This is a genomic window from Brevibacterium permense (assembly GCF_013280495.1).
GTDB lineage: Bacteria > Actinomycetota > Actinomycetes > Actinomycetales > Brevibacteriaceae > Brevibacterium > Brevibacterium permense.
The window spans coordinates 144,594-163,326 of record NZ_JABSSX010000003.1; the positions used below are offsets into that span (position 1 = coordinate 144,594).

The 18,733-nt window shown below is 61.8% G+C and carries 22 protein-coding genes; 13 read left to right on the forward strand and 9 right to left on the reverse strand.

The window, feature by feature from the left end:
• Positions 1–12: 12 nt before the first annotated feature.
• The 3 genes from HK353_RS05675 to HK353_RS05685 are packed head-to-tail and all read right to left on the reverse strand — an operon-like array spanning position 13 to position 1,820.
• A complete protein-coding gene (locus HK353_RS05675) occupies positions 13–1,023 on the reverse strand; it encodes a DUF808 domain-containing protein (protein ID WP_173153665.1) in 1,011 nt (336 codons plus the stop codon).
• The gene (locus HK353_RS05680) at positions 1,024–1,344 is read right to left on the reverse strand and encodes an META domain-containing protein (protein WP_173153668.1); all 321 of its coding nucleotides are present in this window, start codon (positions 1,342–1,344) and stop codon (positions 1,024–1,026) included.
• On the reverse strand, positions 1,341–1,820 hold the full coding sequence (locus HK353_RS05685) for an META domain-containing protein (RefSeq protein ID WP_245395816.1): 480 nt from the start codon (positions 1,818–1,820) through the stop codon (positions 1,341–1,343). The genes HK353_RS05680 and HK353_RS05685 overlap by 4 nt, the downstream gene beginning before the upstream one ends.
• A gap of 246 nt (positions 1,821–2,066) precedes the next feature.
• On the opposite strand from HK353_RS05685, the gene HK353_RS05690 reads away from it, so the two are divergent.
• Entirely contained in the window at positions 2,067–4,031 is a 1,965-nt protein-coding gene (locus HK353_RS05690; RefSeq protein ID WP_173153671.1) for a S1 family peptidase, read from the forward strand.
• 467 nt (positions 4,032–4,498) lie between these two features.
• On the opposite strand, the gene HK353_RS05695 is transcribed toward HK353_RS05690, so the two are convergent.
• Positions 4,499–4,939, reverse strand: coding sequence for a hypothetical protein (locus HK353_RS05695; protein WP_173153674.1), 441 nt, complete (start codon positions 4,937–4,939; stop codon positions 4,499–4,501).
• Between the two features lie 282 nt (positions 4,940–5,221).
• Between HK353_RS05695 and HK353_RS17420 the strand changes: the two genes are divergently transcribed.
• From HK353_RS17420 to tpx, 7 genes are all read left to right on the forward strand, one after another.
• Positions 5,222–6,592, forward strand: coding sequence for an LPXTG cell wall anchor domain-containing protein (locus HK353_RS17420; protein ID WP_342589827.1), 1,371 nt, complete (start codon positions 5,222–5,224; stop codon positions 6,590–6,592).
• A 135-nt stretch (positions 6,593–6,727) separates the two neighbouring features.
• The gene (locus tag HK353_RS05705) at positions 6,728–6,904 is read left to right on the forward strand and encodes a hypothetical protein (protein WP_245395817.1); all 177 of its coding nucleotides are present in this window, start codon (positions 6,728–6,730) and stop codon (positions 6,902–6,904) included.
• A gap of 82 nt (positions 6,905–6,986) precedes the next feature.
• The gene (locus HK353_RS05710; protein ID WP_173153680.1) at positions 6,987–7,805 is read left to right on the forward strand and encodes a thioesterase family protein; all 819 of its coding nucleotides are present in this window, start codon (positions 6,987–6,989) and stop codon (positions 7,803–7,805) included.
• A 107-nt stretch (positions 7,806–7,912) separates the two neighbouring features.
• On the forward strand, positions 7,913–8,284 hold the full coding sequence (locus tag HK353_RS05715; protein WP_173153698.1) for a VOC family protein: 372 nt from the start codon (positions 7,913–7,915) through the stop codon (positions 8,282–8,284).
• A 55-nt stretch (positions 8,285–8,339) separates the two neighbouring features.
• Entirely contained in the window at positions 8,340–8,858 is a 519-nt protein-coding gene (locus HK353_RS05720; protein ID WP_173153701.1) for a DinB family protein, read from the forward strand.
• Positions 8,859–8,902: 44 nt separating this feature from the next.
• The gene (locus HK353_RS05725) at positions 8,903–9,910 is read left to right on the forward strand and encodes a DUF368 domain-containing protein (protein WP_173153704.1); all 1,008 of its coding nucleotides are present in this window, start codon (positions 8,903–8,905) and stop codon (positions 9,908–9,910) included.
• 134 nt (positions 9,911–10,044) lie between these two features.
• On the forward strand, positions 10,045–10,545 hold the full coding sequence (tpx, locus tag HK353_RS05730) for a thiol peroxidase (protein ID WP_173153706.1): 501 nt from the start codon (positions 10,045–10,047) through the stop codon (positions 10,543–10,545).
• A 147-nt stretch (positions 10,546–10,692) separates the two neighbouring features.
• Here tpx and HK353_RS05735 read toward each other — a convergent pair whose 3' ends face one another.
• Positions 10,693–11,409, reverse strand: a complete 717-nt coding sequence (locus tag HK353_RS05735) for a PIG-L deacetylase family protein (RefSeq protein ID WP_173153710.1) — start codon at positions 11,407–11,409, stop codon at positions 10,693–10,695.
• 104 nt (positions 11,410–11,513) lie between these two features.
• On the opposite strand from HK353_RS05735, the gene HK353_RS05740 reads away from it, so the two are divergent.
• Positions 11,514–12,176: a hypothetical protein gene (locus HK353_RS05740; protein WP_173153713.1), complete on the forward strand. Its 663-nt coding sequence runs from the start codon at positions 11,514–11,516 to the stop codon at positions 12,174–12,176.
• Here HK353_RS05740 and HK353_RS05745 read toward each other — a convergent pair.
• The 4 genes from HK353_RS05745 to HK353_RS05760 form a co-directional block, all read right to left on the reverse strand.
• Positions 12,146–13,381, reverse strand: a complete 1,236-nt coding sequence (locus tag HK353_RS05745) for an NAD(P)-binding domain-containing protein (protein ID WP_173153716.1) — start codon at positions 13,379–13,381, stop codon at positions 12,146–12,148. The two genes, HK353_RS05740 and HK353_RS05745, sit on opposite strands and share 31 nt — an antisense overlap.
• Positions 13,382–13,472: 91 nt before the next feature.
• Positions 13,473–13,826 carry a hypothetical protein gene (locus tag HK353_RS05750; protein ID WP_173153719.1) on the reverse strand — a complete coding sequence of 118 codons (354 nt, stop codon included), beginning with the start codon at positions 13,824–13,826 and terminating at the stop codon, positions 13,473–13,475.
• 494 nt (positions 13,827–14,320) lie between these two features.
• Entirely contained in the window at positions 14,321–14,968 is a 648-nt protein-coding gene (locus HK353_RS05755; protein WP_173153722.1) for a hypothetical protein, read from the reverse strand.
• A 159-nt stretch (positions 14,969–15,127) separates the two neighbouring features.
• Positions 15,128–15,715 (reverse strand): HhH-GPD-type base excision DNA repair protein, encoded by a 588-nt coding sequence (locus tag HK353_RS05760; RefSeq protein WP_173153725.1) that lies wholly within the window; start codon positions 15,713–15,715, stop codon positions 15,128–15,130.
• A gap of 53 nt (positions 15,716–15,768) precedes the next feature.
• Here HK353_RS05760 and HK353_RS05765 point away from each other — a divergent pair, with 53 nt between their 5' ends.
• The 4 genes from HK353_RS05765 to HK353_RS05780 all read left to right on the forward strand — a co-directional run bounded on the left by HK353_RS05765 (position 15,769) and on the right by HK353_RS05780 (position 18,701).
• Positions 15,769–16,152, forward strand: a complete 384-nt coding sequence (locus tag HK353_RS05765; protein ID WP_245395818.1) for a YchJ family protein — start codon at positions 15,769–15,771, stop codon at positions 16,150–16,152.
• A 195-nt stretch (positions 16,153–16,347) separates the two neighbouring features.
• Positions 16,348–16,827 (forward strand): DUF2087 domain-containing protein, encoded by a 480-nt coding sequence (locus HK353_RS05770; protein ID WP_173153728.1) that lies wholly within the window; start codon positions 16,348–16,350, stop codon positions 16,825–16,827.
• Positions 16,828–16,886: 59 nt separating this feature from the next.
• Complete coding sequence (locus HK353_RS05775; RefSeq protein WP_025778180.1) at positions 16,887–17,390, forward strand: phosphoribosyltransferase; 504 nt, start codon at positions 16,887–16,889, stop codon at positions 17,388–17,390.
• A 9-nt stretch (positions 17,391–17,399) separates the two neighbouring features.
• Positions 17,400–18,701, forward strand: coding sequence for a carboxylesterase family protein (locus HK353_RS05780; RefSeq protein ID WP_173153731.1), 1,302 nt, complete (start codon positions 17,400–17,402; stop codon positions 18,699–18,701).
• The last annotated feature ends 32 nt before the right edge of the window (positions 18,702–18,733 follow it).

Here is an 18,733-nt window from a genome sequence, read left to right on the forward strand (position 1 = left end):
TCGACCGGAGGACTATGTTCGTGTCTGATCCGAATGCGGCCCCGCCTCGGCGGGCGTGTGCGTCCTATCGGAAGTGCTCTTGCCTTTGAAGAGCGCTTTGACGCCGAAGATCACGCCGACGACGATGCCTCCCCAGATCGCACCGAGGATGAGGGAGAAGAACGTGTTGACGAGCCATCCCAGGGAGCCGCCTATGACCGTGATCGCGGCGACGGGCTCTTCGAGGTGGTGGACGAAGCCGTAGAGGGCGTGGAAGCCGAGCTCATCGGTGCCGACGAGAATGATGTGACCTCCAACCCACAGCATGGCGAAGGTGCCCACCACAGAGAGCAGAGCGAGCAGCTTCGGCATGGCCTCGACGAGGAACCGTCCGAACTTCTGCTGCCCGGGCGAGTCCTTCTTCGCCATGTGCAGACCGATGTCATCCATCTTCACGATGAGCGCGACGACACCGTAGACGCCGACAGTGATCGCGACGCCGACGACGGCGAGGATGATTGCACGGCTGGTCAGGGACTCGCCGGCCACCTCGTTGAGGGCGATGACCATGATCTCGCAGCTGAGGACGAAATCGGTGGTGATGGCCGATCGCACGACCTTCTTCTCTGCCGCCTTGCCATCGGTCGACTGTTCGGCGGCCGGGGTCTCTTTCTCGTGGTGGGCGATCCACCCGAACTTCTCGAAGACCTTCTCCGCGCCCTCATAGCAGAGGTAGGTGCCGCCGAGCATGAGCAGCGGGGTGAGGAGCCAAGGCAGAAACTGGCTGAGAAGCAGAATGATCGGGAGAATGATGACGAGCTTATTGAACAGCGATCCCAAGGCGATGCGCTGGATGATCGGAAGCTCGCGTCTCGGGTCCACTCCTTCGACGAACTTCGGCGTCACCGCAGCATCGTCGATGACGACCCCAGTCGCTTTCGCACCGGCTCGCGATGCACCAGCGGCGACGTCGTCGAGGCTGGCTGCCGAAAGCTTGACGAGCGCGGCGACGTCGTCGAGAAGCGCGATCAGACCCCCGGCCATCTAACGACCGCCGAGCTTGTGAGTTGGGCCGGGCGGCTGACGATGAAGGTCGCCGAGGTGGTTCTCGGCCGCGTCGAAGAGGTGCAGACGGTCTCCGTCGGGTTCGACCCTCCTGGCTTTGGGAACCCAGGTGACCATTCCGGGCGCGGCCTTGAGCGTCATCATCGAAGACTTGATCATCAAACCTTCGGGTTCAGCCGACCATGAGGTCACAAGGTTGTTAGCACCGTCGCTGCCGCGCAGTGAGCCGTCCTCGGAGAACTCGAGGAAGGCCCGCTCGTTCGTCTCGGCCGTCCAGCGGTCGATGAGTTCCTGTGTCATTTGTCTTCCTTCTCCAGTCCGCCGATGACTTTCCCGTTGCTGTCTTTGACCTTCATGACATCGCCTTCGATGGTCGCCGTTGAGGCTTTGCTCAGCCAGGTGTCGACGCCTGCGCAGGCTTTCTGAGTCGACATGAAGGAATCGATGGTGATCTCGTCACCTTTGAGCTTCCAGGTTGTGACGATCGCGTTGCAGCCGTCAGAGCCTTCGAGCGAGCCGTCTTCAGCGAATTCGAGGAACGGGTCGCCCTTCTCCGGTGAGGTCCACTTACCGGTGGGATCGAGCCTGGAGGCGTCGTCACTGGGGGAGGCCGTTTCACTGGATTCGGTGGGGGACGGCGAGCCGGGGTTTCGGGGGTCGTTGCCGGTGTCGCAGGCGGCCAGCGGCAGCGTGAAAGCAAGGGCAGCGAGTCCGAGTGCGAGCCTTGAGGCAGGTTTCGCAGGGACCAGGGTGCGAAGCATTGTGTGGTTCGGCATGCCCCTGATCATAACGGCACCGGTTTGAAGCGACCTGGAAGAGCACAGGACAGCTTGTGTAGTCCGACTTCTGTAAGTTGTGTTCACCTGCGACATTGACGGTTTTTGCATTGCGTCGTGATCAAACCGTAACCTTTCACACGGTTGGAAATCTGACACCGGAAGCATGAACCGCCGAGTCGCGGCGAAGGCTGTTGACGGAGTCGGGCAATCGAAGCATCGACAACGATCAAGGGAATCAACCTTATGCAGAAGAAACTCGTGCAGAGTTCACTGGCGATCAGCGCCGCTGCGGCGCTGAGCCTGAGCGGCGCGCTCGTCGCCTCGCCGGCGATGGCTGACAACGCCCCGCAGAAGCTGGACCTCCAGAGTGAAGCTCACGTCCAGAAGGCACTGTCCGGCATCGAAGGCGTCAACGCCTACGGCACCGACGGCGGCGAGCTCAGCATCGGCGTTGCCAAGAAGACCGACGAGATCAAGAAGCTCGAAAAGAAGTACCAGAACATCAAGGTCACCGAGGGCGTCCAGGAACTGAAGCCCTACGCGAAGAACGACCTCGCCGGCGGTGCCGGCTACCTGGTCAAGGCCGGCGAGAGCGGCGGAGCCTGCTCGACCGGCTTCTCCGGTTGGGACGGAGACGGCAAGCCCGTCGTCCTCACCGCCGGACACTGCTCGAAGATCATCAACGAGCAGACCAACGAGTTCGACGGTGACACCACTGTCGACCAGACCGAGAAGCCCTCGGTCTCCCAGGCAAACGGCGGCGAAGGCTTCCAGGCCTCCGGCAGCGGCGTCATCGGCAAGTGGGGCTTCGCGAACTTCGGCGGCGACCTGCTCGAAGGTTCCGACCAGGACAAGTGGCCCGAGCCCAGCGAGTCCGACATCGACTTCGCAGTCATCGACGTCGACGAGTCGAAGTACAACGTCAAGAACGGCATCACCGACTGGTCGACCGCCGATTCGGACGATCTGGCCAAGTCGACCACTGAGATCACCGAGGTCGGTGCGCACAAGGACGGCGCTATCAGCAAGTCCGGTCGTACCACTGGTAAGACCGAGGGCAAGGTTCTGCCCCGTTCGGAGTACGACTTCGACTACCAGAACGTCGGCGGTCGTTGGGTCCACGGATTCGGTGTGACTGCACCGGCTGACAAGCCGTTCTCGCAGCCGGGCGACTCCGGCGGCGGCGTCTACCAGGGCAACACCGCTGTGGGTGTCATCTCCGGCGGCGGCGACCTCGATGCGAACACCTCGTTCACCTGGGTTGCCGATCTGGATCACTCGCTAGAGGAGTCCGGCACGGACTTCAACCTCGAGAAGCCGGGCGAGGAGACCCCTGAGGCTCCTGCCGCTCCGAAGGCCGAAGACCAGACCATCGAGCCCGAGGGCAAGATCAAGGGCAAGGCCGAGGCTGGCGCCATGGTCGAGGTCAAGTGGGAAGCCGTTGAAGGTGCTCAGGCAGCCAAGAACGGCTCCGAGACCGTCACGGCCGATGACAAGGGCAACTTCTCCGCCGAGGGCCCCAAGGCCGAAGGCAAGTACAAATCCACTGCGACTGCGACCGTCGATGGACAGGAGTCCAAGAAGACCGAATTCGACGTGACCGTTGAGAAGGACGAGTCCGAAACCCCCGCTCCTGCAGAGCGTGAGATCAGCATCGATCCCAAGGAGATCGCCGCTTCTGACTTTGTGCAGGAAGACGAAGGCGTGACCATCACCGTCAAGGGCTTCGACGAGGGCGAAAAGGTCAACCTCGAGGTTGCCAGCGGACCCGAAGGCGTCGAAGGCATCGAGCTGGAAGAGACCGCCAACGAGAACGGTGCTGCCGCATTCTCGATCTACGGAACCAGCGCCGAGAACCCAGAAGCGTACCTTGGAGACTATGACCTCGAAGTCACCGGTGCCAACGACACCGCTGAAGAAGAGGCCCTGACCGGTCAGTTCGACGTCCTTGCTGACGAAGACGGTACTGGCGGCGGCTCCGAAGGAAATGAGGACGGGAACGCTGACGGTGGAGACGCCGATGGCGGAAACGCCGACGGTGGTTCGGGCGATGGAAGCAACGATGACGGAAACGGTGACGGCGGATCGGATCTGCCTCGCACCGGTGCCGAGATGACCGGCCTGGCTGCCGGCGCTGGCCTGCTCCTCGTGGGCGGAACTGCGGTCGTTCTGACGATGCGTCGCAAGAACAACAACTGTGTGCAGTGATGCTGACCGTCTGACGGTCTGCTGAACTCTCACTGACGATGCCCCCGGTCTTCTGACCGGGGGCATCGTCTATTCAACGACGGCCGGCGCTGTCGGCTAAGCGCAAGGTGCTTTGTACATCTGCTGAAGTTTCGGTCATTAAGTTCACAGTTTTCGACCTACTTTTTTGGTAGTTCCTGAGTGTCGCCCGTAACCTTATCGTGACTTAGGTCATCAACTTGTGACATTGATCCCTCAGAACAGAGAGACAACAACTTATGCAGAAGAAACTCGTGCAGAGTTCGCTAGCCATGGCAGCGGCTGCGGCTCTAGGCTTGGGCGGAGCGTTTGCCGCTGCGCCCGCAAGCGCTGACCAGGTTAAGTCGGAGATGAGTGCGCAGGCGGCGAGCCAGGCGGCAAAGAAGATCGCCGTTGTGAACGCGTTTGGATTTGACGAGGTCACCAAGACTCTCAGCCTTGGAGTTGAGTCAGCTGACGAAGTTGACTCGAAGCAGATTGAAGAACTGAAGAACAAGTATGGTGCCGACAGTGTCAAGGTAACAGCTGGCGTACCTGAAGGTCAGGCATACGCAGGCAATGACGCTGTGGGTGGCATGGGCTACTTGGTGGATGACGATTCCGGATCTGAGCAACCAGCTGGAGCTTGCTCGACCGGGTTTGCTGGTTGGGACAAAGCTACAAAGAAGCCAATCGTCCTGAGCGCTGGCCACTGCGCGGAAGAGATTTTCTCTGATCCAGATGATCCCGAACATCCCGATACGGGCAAGCATCTTGGCTGGACAACCGTGCGCGATGCCGAAAAGCCTTCGACTGCACCCGGCGCTGGCAATGGCGGAGAGGGCTTCCAGGACAAGGGCATTGGATCGCTGGGTGAGTGGAAATACAAGAAGTTCGGTACTCTTGCTCAACCCGGTGAAACCACGGGTAACGACGGAGATATCGACCTCTCGGTTATCGACCTCGATACTACGAAGTACGGAGTCAAAGCTGGAGCCACTGACTGGACCAGTGCTTCAAGCGACGATCTGTCAACTAAGGTGAAGCCGATCGCTTCAGTTGGGTCGCATACTGACGGTGCAATTGAGAAGTCAGGTCGCACGACTGGCCTCACAAATGGCGAGGTCATTCCGAAAGAGCAGGCCAACTTCGACTTCATGGTAATCAGTGGTCGGTGGGTACACGGATTTGCAGTGAAATCGCCCGTTGATAACCCATTCTCCGAACCAGGAGACTCCGGCGGAGGAGTATTCCAGGGTGATACGGCTGTTGGTGTGATCTCCGGCGGTTCACCGAAGACCACGTTTGTTGACGAAGAGGGCAACCCCGTCGGTGATCCTTTTGCTCTGGGATGGGTCGCTGACCTCGACTATGCACTGGATGCAGCTGATGTCGACATCACCTTCGAAGATCCGAATGAAGAGCCTCCGGGCGAGGACGACAAGGACGCAGACGCTAATGCTGAAGCGGACGCCGGTGCTGAAGCCGATGGCGGTTCGGCAGCCGAGGGCGCAGAGGCTGAGAAGGACGGATCGGCCGGTGCCGACGGTGAGGACGCAGATGCTTCCGCCGCGGCCGAGGGCGACGATGCCAACGCTTCCGACAACGCTGACGCAGACGCCAAGGAAGCCGACGCTTCGTCCGCTGCAGAAGGCGACGACGCTGAAGCTTCGGCCGACGCAGACGGAGCAGAGGCAGACGCTTCAGCTGCCGCAGGCGGCAAGGATGACGAGGCAGATTCCGATGCTGACGGCAACGAGAAGCCCGTACAGCCCGACTTCAATAAGACTACTGTCGAAGAAGGCGGAACGATCACCGGAACGGCCGAGCCGAACGCTGAAGTTCAGCTGACTTGGAACTCCGCTGACGCCAACGCCGGTTCATCGCAGGTGGATTCCCAGGCTGTCCCGGCCAAGGGAAGCACAACTGTGAAGACCGACGCTAAGGGCAACTTCTCCTTCGAGGCTCCGGCTGAAGCTGGTGTCTACAACTACACTGCCGTCACTCACGCGAGCGGACAGTCCTCTGCTCCAGCAGAGTTCACCGTGACAGTGACGGAGAGGAAGACCGAGGCCCCTGCCGAGCGCAAGCTGACTGTCGAGCCTAAGGAGATCGCTGCTTCGGACTTCGTCCAGCAGGACAAGGGCGTGCAGATCACTGCCGAAGGCTTCGAAGAAGGCGAGGAAGTGACTCTCAAGGTCGTCAACGGTCCTGAAGGAGTCAAGGACTACCAGATGACAGAGACTGCCAAGGCTGACGGAGTCGTCGGATTCTCGATCTACGGCACCAGCGCTTCGAACCCCGAGGCGTACCTCGGTAAGTACGACCTCGAGGTCACCGGCGCCAACGACACCGAAGACGAGTCCGCTCTGACCGGTTCGTTCCAGGTCGTTGCCGATGAAGACGGCACCGGCGGCGGCAACGATGATGGAAACGGTGACGGCGGAGGATCCGATCTGCCTCGCACCGGTGCCGAGCTGACCGGCCTGGCCGCCGGAGCCGGACTGCTCCTCGTCGGTGGAGCCGCTGTTGTTCTGACTATGCGTCGCAAGAAGAACAACTGAAACACACTCTGACGGTCACTCGTTGACTGAATGAGCGAAGGTGCCCCTGACCGGCTGGTCAGGGGCACCTTTGCTGTACTTGAATCACCGTCGAAGTTAATTAGTCCCGAATCAATTGACGAAGGAGTCAAAACAGTGAGCCTTGAAGACGATCCATTCGACTACCAGGTCACCAAATCCGGAGTCCACCTCATTCGCCGAGGCGGCCGCACCGTCATGGAGCTGGGCGGAAAGAAGGCTGCCGCGCTCATCCCCAAACTCGGCCAAGATGATGACACCGACCCAGCAGCTGTTGGCACGGGCGACAGATAACTATCGCCACGGCAACGAACGACAGTCCGGTCGGGATTGAATCTGGCTGGACGTTCGTTCAGTTGTTGGTACTGTATGTGATATGAGTCAATCGACCGTCAGTGAGTTCTCACAAGCCACCGCAGTCACCCGTCAAGGCGACCACAGCTTCACCGCCGAGCTCGACGCCGGCTGGAAAGTCGCCGGAGCGATCAACGGTGGCTATCTCCTTGGCGTCGCCGGCCGGGCTCTTCGCGCCCTCCACCCGAGCACCCCGGACCCCCTCGTCATCTCCACCTTCTATCTCGGACCAAGCAAAGAAGGCCCGGTCGACATCACCACGCGCACGCTCCGCGAAGGTCGATCCACGGCGAGCTACGGCATCGAACTCTCCCAGAACGGGGCACCGACGATCTCGGCGATGGCCACGATGGGCAACCTCGGCGAGCTTCCCGACGACGTCGGCACGACAGCCACCCCGCCCCAACTTCCCCCACCGGAAGAATGTGTTGGTGTCGCCGAAGCCAGCGAGGACTTCAAGAAGGCGGCGCCGCTCATCGAACGCTTCGATATGCGCCTCGATCCGGCCACCGCAGGATTCGCGGTCGGCAAACCCAGCGGTCGCGGGGTGCTGCAAGGTTGGATTCGGTTCATCGACGGGACCGAACCGGACCCGCTGTCATTGCTGACTTTCCTCGACTCGTTTCCGCCGGTGATGTTCGACCTCGGTCGCTTCAACTGGGCGCCGACGATGGAACTGACCGCACACGTCCGCGCCCTGCCCGCCCCCGGCTGGATCAGCGCGCGACTGTCCACTCGGAACATCGCCGGCGGAATGTTCGAAGAGGACTGCGAACTGTGGGACTCGGCCGGTCGCCTCGTCGCTCAGTCGCGGCAGTTGGCGCGCCAACCCCGCGGGTGACGCGACGATGACGGCGGATAACCGACGATGACGCCTTCGATTGGTCATGTCTGTGGGGTGCCCTAGAGTCGGGTCAATACCTATCCGACTGCGAAAGGACCACGCTCATGGCGTCGCTGGCATCTTTGAGCATCACCTTCGACTGCCTCGATGTGGAAGCACAATCGATCTTCTGGGCAGACCTCCTCGGTGCCGACATCGATCCCGGCGCCAACGAGTTCGTTGCGAGCATCGGGGGAGTCCACAACAGCGAGTCACCGACCCCGGGAATGCTCTTCCTCAAGGTCGACGAACGGGCAGAGGGGAAGAACCCGCTACACATCGACCTCGACGATCCGCACTATCCGGCGGACGTCGACCGCGCGGTCTCCTTGGGCGCACATAAGCTCGCGTCTTTCGACGAATACGGGATCGAATGGACGACCTTGAGAGATCCCGAAGGAAATCTCTTCGACATCGGTCGGCGAAAACTAGACTGAGCCTCGTACACCTGGTTCGAACATCAGGCCGTCTGCATGATCAGAGAGGCTCAGCATGACCCTGCCATTGACCGATCCGAGCAATGCCCCGAACGAACGTCGTGGGCTCGAAGAATTCGTCGAGTACTTCCGACAGGTGGTCAGACGCAAGGTCGATGGGCTGACGCCCGAGCAGCTTGACCACACCGTGGCCTCATCGTCTCTGACGATCGGCGGCATCCTCCGCCATCTCACGCTCGTCGAGGAGAGCTGGTTCGTCGAAGTGCTGCAGGGCAGAGAGCTGGGGGAGCCATGGTCGAGCGTCGACTGGAACAGCGACCGTGATTGGGACTTCGAGTCGGCGTCAGGGATGACCGCGGACGAGCTCCTGGCTGACCACGAGCAGGCCTGTGAGAAGTCCCGTGAAATCCTCGCCGAGGTGGCCGACCTCGACACGCTCACCGAACGAGGAGACCGTGACGGAGAGAAGTTCAACGTCCGGTGGATACTCATCCATCTCATCGAAGAGTACGCTCGTCACGCAGGTCATGCGGACATCCTGCGCGAAGACGTCGATGGTGAGATCGGCGACTGAGCCGCGACTCATCTGCACGGGGTGGATCAAATAGGCTGGAAGGTATGACGAACCCCCCGCCGACCGATACCTACACTGCGCCGAAGAGATCCAAAGGGCTCCTCCCGCTCGACCTGATCCGCGGCTTTCTCATCGGCAGCGCGGAACTCGTTCCCGGGGTCTCCGGCGGAACCATCGCCTTGGTCACCGGCGTCTACGACCAGCTCATCGACTCCGCATCTCACGTCGTTTCGGCCGCGAAGACCCTCGTGACAGGACCGAACCGTGCCGAGGGGGCACTGGTGGAACTGCGGCGCACCGACTGGTTCCTCGTCATCCCTGTTCTGTTGGGCATGGCCGCGGCAGTGTTCACCATCGCCGGTGTCATGGAAGGCTTCGTCACCAGCAACCCCGAACTCTCCCGGGGTCTGTTCTTCGGTCTTGTCGCCGCCAGCATCGCAGTGCCGTTGAGAATGTTGCCGGCCCGCTCCTCACGGCAGCCCGTGCTCCTCGGCGTGCTTGCCTTCATCGCCGCCGCCGCACTCGCGTTCTGGATGACGAGTCTGGCGGGTGGGGCAGACGTGGAGAATCCACCGCTCATCGCCGTCTTCTTCGTCGCCTCGATCGCCATCTGCGCTCTCGTCGTGCCCGGAGTGTCCGGATCGTTCTTCCTGCTGGCAGTGGGTATGTACTCGACCACTCTGCGGGCCGTCGATTCCCGCGATTTCGGGTACCTCGGAATCTTCATGCTCGGCGCGATCCTCGGCCTGGCGGTCTTCGTCAACATTCTCAAATACTTCCTGCACAACCACCGGTGGTGGACCCTTATCGTCATGGCAGGACTGATGTTCGGTTCCCTCCGCGCGCTCTGGCCGTGGCAGTCATCTGCAGAGGTGGGCGCCGACGGCGAAGAACACGGAGCGGGCGGCCTGCTGGCCCCCGTCGATCCGGTACTCGGTCCGATCCTGCTTGCGGTCCTCGGCGCGGCCGTCGTCGTCATCCTCATCATCGTCGAGGCGAAATCTGCGTCTGCGAAGGATGAGGCCGGCGGCGCCGATTCCTCTGTCCCGTGAGCATCGGTAAACCGGCACTCAGTTGGTCGAAGGGCGGTCGAGCGTCCGGTCCATGTTCGTCGGGTTCGCCTCGGCACCGTCTCACGTAGAGTGAGGGTGACAGCAGTCAGCTCTGAAGAAGGAGAGAGTCAAGCATGGCCAACACAGCATTTCAGGGATCTCCGGTCAAGACCGTCGGCGAACTGCCCGCCAAGGGCGAACAGGCCCCGGCATTCAGCCTCGTCGGCACCGACCTCGGTGATGTGAACTCACAGGACTACGCGGGTAAACGAGTCGTGCTCAATATCTTCCCCAGCCTCGATACGGGAGTGTGTGCCGCCTCGGTGCGCAAGTTCAACGAACTCGCCTCCGGCCTGGAGAACACCACTGTTCTCTGCGTGTCCAACGACCTTCCGTTCGCCCAGGCTCGCTTCTGCGGCGCCGAAGGCATCGAGAACGTCGTGACGGCGTCCGGATTCCGCAGCTCGTTCGGCAAGGACTTCGGAGTGACTATGGTCGACGGTCCGCTCGCCGGTCTGCTCGCCCGATCCGTCGTCGTCCTCGACGAGAAGGGCACCGTGACGTACACGCAGCTCGTTGACGAGATCACCACCGAACCCGACTACGACTCGGCGATCGCAGCTCTGGGAGCCTGATCTTCTCCCGCGAGTCGAAGGTTCGACTCGTGAAGTACGAACCGGGTGGGAAGCACACGCGTCCCACCCGGTTGTTCTCTATCCGCAGCGCGCCGGTCGAAGTGGTTCGGAGCACCGGCTGCTGACAAGGCGCAATTGGCGAAGTGCTCACATACCGACGACTGTGATCGGCAAGGCGTAGTCGACGCCGGCGAGTTCTCCACCGCTCGTGGCGATGCCGGGGATCATGTCCTTCGGCGCAGGATGATCGCCGAGGGCGTCCAAATAGACCTTGTGCGCCTCAAGCGATCGCACACCACGGTCGACGTGCGCAGCAGTGAGCGCCACGGCGTGAGTGGGCTGGGCACCATTGATGAGCAGCCGATCAGCCTTCCACGCTTCAAGTCCCTCATCCTTGAGATCGGTGAAGACCCAAGGATTGTCCGCATCGCGAATAGCATCGACGGTGGCAATGCCGGCATGCCGATGGTCGACATGATTGAGTCCCCACTGCACTCGGAGGTCGAAGGTCGTCACGACAACTGCATTCGGGCGGAACTCGCGGATCTTCCGCGCGATTGCCCGACGCAACTCGTGCGTGGGTTCCAGCAGACCATCCGGGAAGTCGAGGATCTCCAGATCGTCGACGCCGACGATATTGCATGCCCGACGCTGTTCCTCTGCGCGCAGTGGTGCCACTTCCTCCGGGCTCATGTCCCGGATTCCTGCTTCCCCTCGGGTGAGCAGAAGATAGGCGACTTCTTTTCCCTCATCGGTCCATTTCGACACGGCTGCCGACCCCCCGTATTCCATATCGTCGGGGTGGGCGACCACGCAGAGCACGCGGTTGATATCGGAGTCATCGAAAATCGGGATCTCAGTCATGAGTCCAGGCTAGGCGGCAGTTGACGCTTGCGCCAGAGACCGGGGACGACCAGATGATTGGGTACGATGTGGAGGACCCACCGATCGAGTGAAGGCAGACGATGATGAACAGACCACTCGTAGCGGTGACGCTGGCCCTGGGTCTGACTCTCGGCGGATGTTCGGCAATCCGGGTCAGCAGCTCCGAAGATGCAGGATCCAAGCCGGCGAATGTGGGAATCGGCGACGGGCAGTCACCTTCGCCGACGGCAACCGGCCCGTCGATTCCCGAGGGGATGAGCGAGACCACTGTCGACCTGGGCGGACAATGTCCCATCGAAGTCAGTTTGGCTTTGGGCGCCGACTGGGCCAATGGCTCCGGCTACGACGGCTATCGGCTTTACGAAGCTGATTCTGGCGCGATCATCACTGTCAACTGCATTGATGACGACGAATCGTCTCCTCAAGAATTGGTGGACAAGGCGCGGGAAAGGATGTTCAGCACCTCGGGATCGTCCATGACCAGTGAGTCCACCGGATCACTCAGCGGTGGAGAGTACTGGGTCTTCCACGGCACCTTGGCAGCCGATGACATGCGAGCTGTCGACAAAGAGGACTCCGTGATGTTCGGTGCAGTTGCCGGAATATCTGTCGACGGTCGGCTCTTCAAGGTCAGCGTCGACATGCTTGCGCAAGCCGATGGCACAGAGGCTCAAGACCAGTTCCGACAGATGCTGCCGACGGTTCGCCTCGACAATCAGGTGCTCAAAGCCCCAGACCTGCGCTGAGGCTGCCGACTGCCAGACATGCGTTTGAGCAGTTCTCGGGCCGCTATCCTTCCGGCCCTGGTCGCGCCGACCGTAGAACTGGCCGATCCGTAGCCGACGAGGAACAGCCGTGGATCGTCCTTGACCGCGACCTCGGTTTCCATGGAGATTCCGCCATCAGGTGTGCGAAGACGCAGCGGTGCAAGGTGTTTGACTGCCGCTCGGAATCCGGTATTCCAGAAGATCACGTCGACCTCTTCGTCACGGGGTTCGTCGAACGGCGCCCATGATTCGGGCACTGCCAGGTGGTCGCTGGCCGAAGGACCCAAGCCTTCAGAAGTGGGCGGCAGCTCGGTGTCGCCGATTCCGGGGAAGTGGACGCCGTGGGGAAGGATGCGGTCGAACATGCCTCGAGACACCAGGACTCCCGAGTCGATTCCTTCCCGGAACTCCCGACGGATCGGCAGTCCGGTCGTGCGGACGACGCTGGCTGGGGCCAGACCGGACAGAGTTCGTTCGCGAACGGCTCGTTCGACCTCAAGTCCCCACTGGCCGTCGAACTCCCTGGACGTGAAGTTCGGGGGACGGCGTGTGGCCCAAAGAGTGTCGGTCACTTCGGCGAGTTCGAGGAGAAACTGCGTGGCGGAGATTCCGCCGCCTACGACGAGCGTGCGCAGTCCCCGGAAGTCCTCGACGTCACGGAAGTTCACGGTATGCAGCTGGTGGCCCTCGAACTCAGCGATGCCGGGGACGAAGGGGACGTAAGGCTGGGTCCAGGTGCCGGTTGCGTTGATGAGGTAGTCGCTGGAGAGCGTCACGTCTCCACGGTCAATGGTGGCAGTGATGGTGAACCGTCCCTGTCCGGGTTCTTCGGACCGGACGGTGTCCACTTCAGCCGGGCGGATGACGCAGAGTTCGAGTTCGCGTTCGAACCGGGAGTAGTAGTCGGACACGACCTCCGAGGCGGGGACGTTCGGGTCGGGCCGTCCGAGAGGAAACCCAGGCAGGTCAGAGATGTGGTTGGTGGTGCCCAGGGTCAATGAGTCCCACCGTTCTCGCCAGGCACCACCGGGGCCGTCTCCGGCGTCGAGGATGATGAAATCTTTGCCCGGGGCGAGGCCGTCGCGCCACAGGTAATGTGCTGCGGACAGTCCGGCTTGGCCCGCGCCGATGATGACGATAGGCCAATGAGAGTCGATCAGGAGCTCGTTGATTCGGCACACCATGGGGCCATTGTTTCAGGTTTCTCTCGTCAAGGGCTCACTGAACATGACCGGGCGATAAGATGACGGTTTCCTGCTGGAGATGGCTGCGGACTCACCGGGCTGATTGGGCGCAGTCGGGCCCGCGGGGATTTGAGTAGCAGTCTTCGTCGACAAGGTAGCGGTGGTATCGGTAGACCTCGATGCCGATGTCGTTGCTGGCGACGTGGGCGAATCCATCGATCGGAAGCCAGGGGCCGCCGTCGACCGAAAATTCTCCGCTGAATGTCGCGGTCATCGAAGCCGATACTTTGCCGGATTCTTGATATTCGTGTCCAATCTGGGGTGTGCCACCGGGCAGGGGCTTCGCACCCTTTGCAGTGGTGGTCGTGCCCGAGCCGTCTCCGAAGTCCCAGTTGAAACGCTCTGGAGTGACTTTGACCCTGACCGCATAGGTCAGCAGGGTCATGTCGATATAGCTGACGTCGACGTCCGTCCAGAAGGCGGCCGGTTTGCCGACGACAGCCCAATCCTTCGGCCAGGCGTAGATTGTGGGAGCCGGAATGTCGAAGTTCTGAAACTGTGATTCCGGGATGCGCGTCGGGGGATCGGGCCGAGCCGGAGCGTCGCCACCGCCCCCTCCGCCACCCGGGCCGGGCTCGCTCACACACAGGTAACCGACGTCTTCAGTGGGGCAGTCAGGCTGTCCGCCTCCTCCGCCCGCGCCACCGCCGCCGCCGTTGCCGCCTCCACCAGAGCCGCCACCTCCGGAGCCTCCATCACCGGAGCCCCCGCCGTCAGATCCCCCTCCGCCCGGAGGAGGTTGAGGAGCAGGGGGAGGTTTTACTACTCCACAGTCGCGAGCGTCCATAGAACCACAACTTGGACCGGAAGAATACGCTGGCCCCAAGCCGCCCAACATCAGGGCTAACGTGACAATCGCCAATAAAACGACAACAGATCTCAATCGGCCCCGCACGTCTTACTCCGTAAGAATTGATTAGCCACTTTCCAGTCGTTGTCGGCATGGGTGATGTCGTGCTGCATAGTTAGTCCTTTGGGCACCGTAGAGGGGAGTGGCTCGCCTTCCGGCACTACACTCCACTCTGAATCTTTGGTGCAAAACAGCACAGAGACCGTGCCTTGTTTTGGATTCGACTGATCCAAATCGACGCTTTCAACTACTAAGTCGTAAGCCTTGTACTCTCCCGCCATGTACTCATTCGACGCCCGCATGGTCTTTGCTTCCGAGTTCAATGACTTTAGCGATTCACCTCTCGCATAGGCGTCGGCCTTCTTTGTGTCTTTCCCGCCTGAAGAAAATACCCGATTGATTGTGTCGATGTATCCGACGAACGCAACCAGCGCGCCCTCGACGGCCTTCTTTTCCTCTTTGTCGAGGTCGAGGTCGGTTTCGTAGTCGGGGATGGCCACCTCGGCGGGATTATCGGACGACCCTCCGTCGGGCTGCTGCGCGGGCAGGGTCGACGTCGGCGCGGCTACCGGAGAATTGTCGGCGCAGCCGACGACCGAGACCAGACTCAGCGCGGATAAAACGGCAACGAATATTTGGGAAGGTCGACGATACGGTCGGGACGATCCAGTTCTCATTCCACGCCTCTGTGGTCTGCAACTGCGGCGCGACCCCGTCGGCCGACACCCGGATTCCCTACATTATTCGACAGGCGCGCCTTTTAGAACAGGCGAAGTCGAATCTGTGGATAACTTACGCCTGAGTGCGTGTGAGCACGGATCTATTGGCGACCACGTCTATTTGTTCGCAGCCTTCGCCGCCTTGGCCGCAGCCTTCTGCTGCTTCTTGAAGGCACGCACCTCTTGCAGAGTGACGTCATCGACGACGTCGGCGATCGATCGGCGGGCGTCTGCGTCACCGTAGTCACCGGCAGCCTCCTGCCAGCCTTCGGCCTGGAGTTCGAACTGCTTGCCGAGCAGAGCCAGGAAGATCTTGGCCTTCTGATCGCCGAATCCGGGCAGCTTCTTCAGCCGTTTGAGGACTTCGGCACCGCTGGGGTCACCCTCAGTCCAGATCGCCTCGGGATTACCGTCGTACTCGTCGACAATGGCCGCCGCCAGCTTCTGCACTCGGCCAGCCATCGACTTCGGGAACCGGTGAACCGCGGGAGTCCGCGCGAAGATGTCGAGGAAGTCATCCGGGTTCATCTCGGCGATCTCGTCGATGTCGAGCTTGCCCAGTCGATCTGCCAGCTTGGCCGGCCCGGCGAAGGCGCTCTCCATGGTCACCTGCTGGTCGAGCAGCATTCCGACGAGCAGAGCGAAGCGGTCTTCGGCCAAGAGTTCATCGGCCTTCGGATCTCCAGACAGGAACAGTGAAGTCATGACCCCATCTTCGCACGCCGCCTGCGGCTGTCCACTGCCGATATCATCGACTGATGATCTGCCCCTGCTCCGGAATGCCTCCCGGCACCGCCTACGACGACTGCTGCCGCCCAGCCCTCGACGGTGAGACCTGGCCCACCACCGCCGAGGCGCTCATGCGCTCCCGCTACACCGCCTTCGTCCGCGGCAACGAAGACCACCTCTTCCGCACCTGGCATGCCAAGACCCGACCCGACGATGTCGGCGTCGATGACGCCACCACGTGGCTCGGCCTCGAAATCGTGTCCACGATGGGTGGGGGAATCGACGATGCCACCGGCACCGTGCACTTCCGTGCGCGATTCCGGGACCACCTCGGCGATCACGTCCTCGAGGAGAACTCCTCCTTCGTCCGCCGAGCCGGACGGTGGATGTACCTCGAAGCGCTCGAGAGCTGACAACCGGCATCTGCTTCGAACGCTGACCACTGTGTCTATACTGGTGTTCGGCGCATCCAACGCCCAGCCGAGGTCGTGTTCCCAGCACACCGACCGCATGGCGAAGGGGAGAGAATCCTCGGACGAAACCGGCACGGTGATTTCCTGACCAGGTTTCGTGCTGGGGGAGACTTGGTCGTTTGAGGAAGTGACACCATGACCAAGGACAAGGATTTCAAGAAGCTCGTTCGCACGCGGATGACCGAAACCGGTGAGAACTACACCACGGCCCGCACCGCGCTGGTCGCCGCGAACCAGGGGCCAGGATCCAACAGAGATTCCCGCAGCGAATCCGTCATCGCCCCGGAGATCGCAGGGTTTCGGGCGAAGACTCTGAAGTCGTTCATGCCTAACGGTCGCATCGTCGCCATTCCGACGAAACGCCGCGCCCTCGTGCTCGTCCTCATCGAAGTCCTCGCCGCCTTCGACCCGGACCAGGTCTACGACGAGAAACGGCTCAACGGCATCCTCGGGGAATTCCATCCGGACTTCGCCCTGCTGCGTCGCGAACTCATCGACTACCGCCTGCTCGACCGCAATGCCCACACAGGGGAGTACTGGGTCAATCTGAACCCGCCCACCCATACCGGACCACAGGCGCAGGAGATGGCCGGACTCGAGGTATTTCTGCGCTGAACCGGCGACAGCGTATCCTTGAAGCTCGAACCACAAATGGGCAGACACGAGGAGCATCCATGGCCTATCACGCCGATTCGACCGATCTCGACGAAAAAGAGATTCTCAGCTGGGACATGTTCGGCCGATCGGCGCGTGAGATGGCGCAGACCATCGCGGATTCCGACTACGATCCCGAGATCGTCATCGCCGTGGCCCGCGGTGGACTGCTGCCCGCCGGAGCACTGGCCTATGCGCTGGGGCTCAAGCTCTCGGACGCCATCAACGTCGAGTTCTACACCGACGTCCATGAGACCCTGCCCGACCCCATCCTGCTCGCCCCGATGCTCGACATCGAAGCGATCAAGGGCAAGAAGCTGCTCGTCGTCGATGACGTCGCCGACTCCGGCCGCACCCTGGCCCTCGTCCTCGAACTGCTGCGCAAACACGGCGCGGAAGCCCAGTCGGCCGTCATCTACGCGAAGTCCGCATCGATCATCGACCCGGACTTCGTGTGGAAGCGCACCGATCAGTGGATCGTCTTCCCCTGGTCGGCCGAACCCCCGGTCGAACCCAGCAAGTAAGCTGACCAAATGGAGGAGACACGGGACATCGCCGCCCCGTGCGGACGCGTGCGTGCCTACGTCAGCGATGACGTGATCCGCGCTCGAGGCATCCGCTACGCTCGCGCAGGTCGCTTCCTCCCTCCCGTCGATGAACCTCCGGTGGACTTCATCGACGGCGGTCAACCCGGCCCGGCAAGCCCGCAGCTGCGCCGCGACCCGAACGCCGGAATGACCTTCGACCAGCTCGGCGGGCTGCCCATCAGCGAAGACTGTCTGCGCGTGAGCGTAACCATGCCGAAGGACACCACCACCGAGGCGGGGCTTCCCGTCCTCGTCTGGATCCACGGCGGAGCCTACGTCGCCGGTGCCGGGGACGCGGAGATCTACGATCCGCACGCCCTGGCCGCCGAGCAGAACATCATCGTCGTCTCCGTGACCTACCGCCTCGGCGTCCTCGGATACCTCGGAACTGGGCGAGACGCACACCTCAACCTCGGAGTGCTCGACCAGATCTCCGCCTTGCGTTGGGTGCAGACGAATATCTCCGCCTTCGGCGGCAACCCGGACAATGTCACGATCGCCGGGCAAAGCGCCGGGGCAGACGCCTGCGCCCACCTCATGATCGCCGAAGGCACCGCAGGACTCTTCCATCGTGTAGTCATGGCCTCAGCACCCTTGGGGCTCGCCGGCGGCACCGACGCAATGAACTGGGCGATGGGGAAAGTCGCTGCGAAGATCGACCCTCAAGCTGGCGTCGACGACATCCTCCGAGCGCAGGAGGAAGTGCACAAGGCCGCCCTCGTCGGGGGTCTGCATGCCGGAATGTGCTTCGGAGTCCGCTACGGTCAGTACCCGCTGCCATCACGAGCGAAAGCAGCCGAAGCCTGGGCCGCGGTCGCCCCGAAATTCGACGTGCTCATGACCCGCACGGAACGGGAGATGGCATTCTTCGCCGGTTTCGTTCCCGCACTGCGTCGCCTCCACGACCGCACCCTGACCTCCCCGATGCTCGAATCCCTCATCTCCGGCATCACCTCGGCGGTCTATACCCGGGCCGGACGCGAATTCTACGACCGCCACCGGATGTCCGGCGGTCAAGGCGCCCGCCTGCTCATCGTCTCCCGCGGAGACGGCAGCTTCTTCGACGCTGCCCACTCCGGAGATCTGCCGCTGATCTTCCCCGGCGAGATCTGGCACGATTCCTTCCTCGACTACGGTGCGACCACTGATATCGCCGGTCCCGAGCTGCGCCGGACCTGGGGTGAATTCGCCTCCTCGGGCACACTGCCGCGGGTGCGGGTGCCCGGGCTCATCGACATCATGGGCTGAACGGTCAACTGTACGATCGCCGTCTGCGATCC

Excerpts from the sequence above, each read along its gene's own strand:
- HK353_RS05675 (WP_173153665.1), bottom strand. The coding sequence starts at position 1,023 with ATGGCCGGGGGTCTGATCGCGCTTCTCGACGACGTCGCCGCGCTCGTC.
- HK353_RS05680 (WP_173153668.1), bottom strand. The coding sequence starts at position 1,344 with ATGACACAGGAACTCATCGACCGCTGGACGGCCGAGACGAACGAGCGG.
- HK353_RS05685 (WP_245395816.1), bottom strand. The coding sequence starts at position 1,820 with ATGCCGAACCACACAATGCTTCGCACCCTGGTCCCTGCGAAACCTGCC.
- HK353_RS05690 (WP_173153671.1), top strand. The coding sequence starts at position 2,067 with ATGCAGAAGAAACTCGTGCAGAGTTCACTGGCGATCAGCGCCGCTGCG.
- HK353_RS05710 (WP_173153680.1), top strand. The coding sequence starts at position 6,987 with ATGAGTCAATCGACCGTCAGTGAGTTCTCACAAGCCACCGCAGTCACC.
- HK353_RS05715 (WP_173153698.1), top strand. The coding sequence starts at position 7,913 with ATGGCGTCGCTGGCATCTTTGAGCATCACCTTCGACTGCCTCGATGTG.
- HK353_RS05720 (WP_173153701.1), top strand. The coding sequence starts at position 8,340 with ATGACCCTGCCATTGACCGATCCGAGCAATGCCCCGAACGAACGTCGT.
- HK353_RS05725 (WP_173153704.1), top strand. The coding sequence starts at position 8,903 with ATGACGAACCCCCCGCCGACCGATACCTACACTGCGCCGAAGAGATCC.
- tpx (WP_173153706.1), top strand. The coding sequence starts at position 10,045 with ATGGCCAACACAGCATTTCAGGGATCTCCGGTCAAGACCGTCGGCGAA.
- HK353_RS05735 (WP_173153710.1), bottom strand. The coding sequence starts at position 11,409 with ATGACTGAGATCCCGATTTTCGATGACTCCGATATCAACCGCGTGCTC.
- HK353_RS05740 (WP_173153713.1), top strand. The coding sequence starts at position 11,514 with ATGAACAGACCACTCGTAGCGGTGACGCTGGCCCTGGGTCTGACTCTC.
- HK353_RS05745 (WP_173153716.1), bottom strand. The coding sequence starts at position 13,381 with ATGGTGTGCCGAATCAACGAGCTCCTGATCGACTCTCATTGGCCTATC.
- HK353_RS05750 (WP_173153719.1), bottom strand. The coding sequence starts at position 13,826 with ATGACCCTGCTGACCTATGCGGTCAGGGTCAAAGTCACTCCAGAGCGT.
- HK353_RS05755 (WP_173153722.1), bottom strand. The coding sequence starts at position 14,968 with ATGAGAACTGGATCGTCCCGACCGTATCGTCGACCTTCCCAAATATTC.
- HK353_RS05760 (WP_173153725.1), bottom strand. The coding sequence starts at position 15,715 with ATGACTTCACTGTTCCTGTCTGGAGATCCGAAGGCCGATGAACTCTTG.
- HK353_RS05765 (WP_245395818.1), top strand. The coding sequence starts at position 15,769 with ATGATCTGCCCCTGCTCCGGAATGCCTCCCGGCACCGCCTACGACGAC.
- HK353_RS05770 (WP_173153728.1), top strand. The coding sequence starts at position 16,348 with ATGACCAAGGACAAGGATTTCAAGAAGCTCGTTCGCACGCGGATGACC.
- HK353_RS05775 (WP_025778180.1), top strand. The coding sequence starts at position 16,887 with ATGGCCTATCACGCCGATTCGACCGATCTCGACGAAAAAGAGATTCTC.
- HK353_RS05780 (WP_173153731.1), top strand. The coding sequence starts at position 17,400 with ATGGAGGAGACACGGGACATCGCCGCCCCGTGCGGACGCGTGCGTGCC.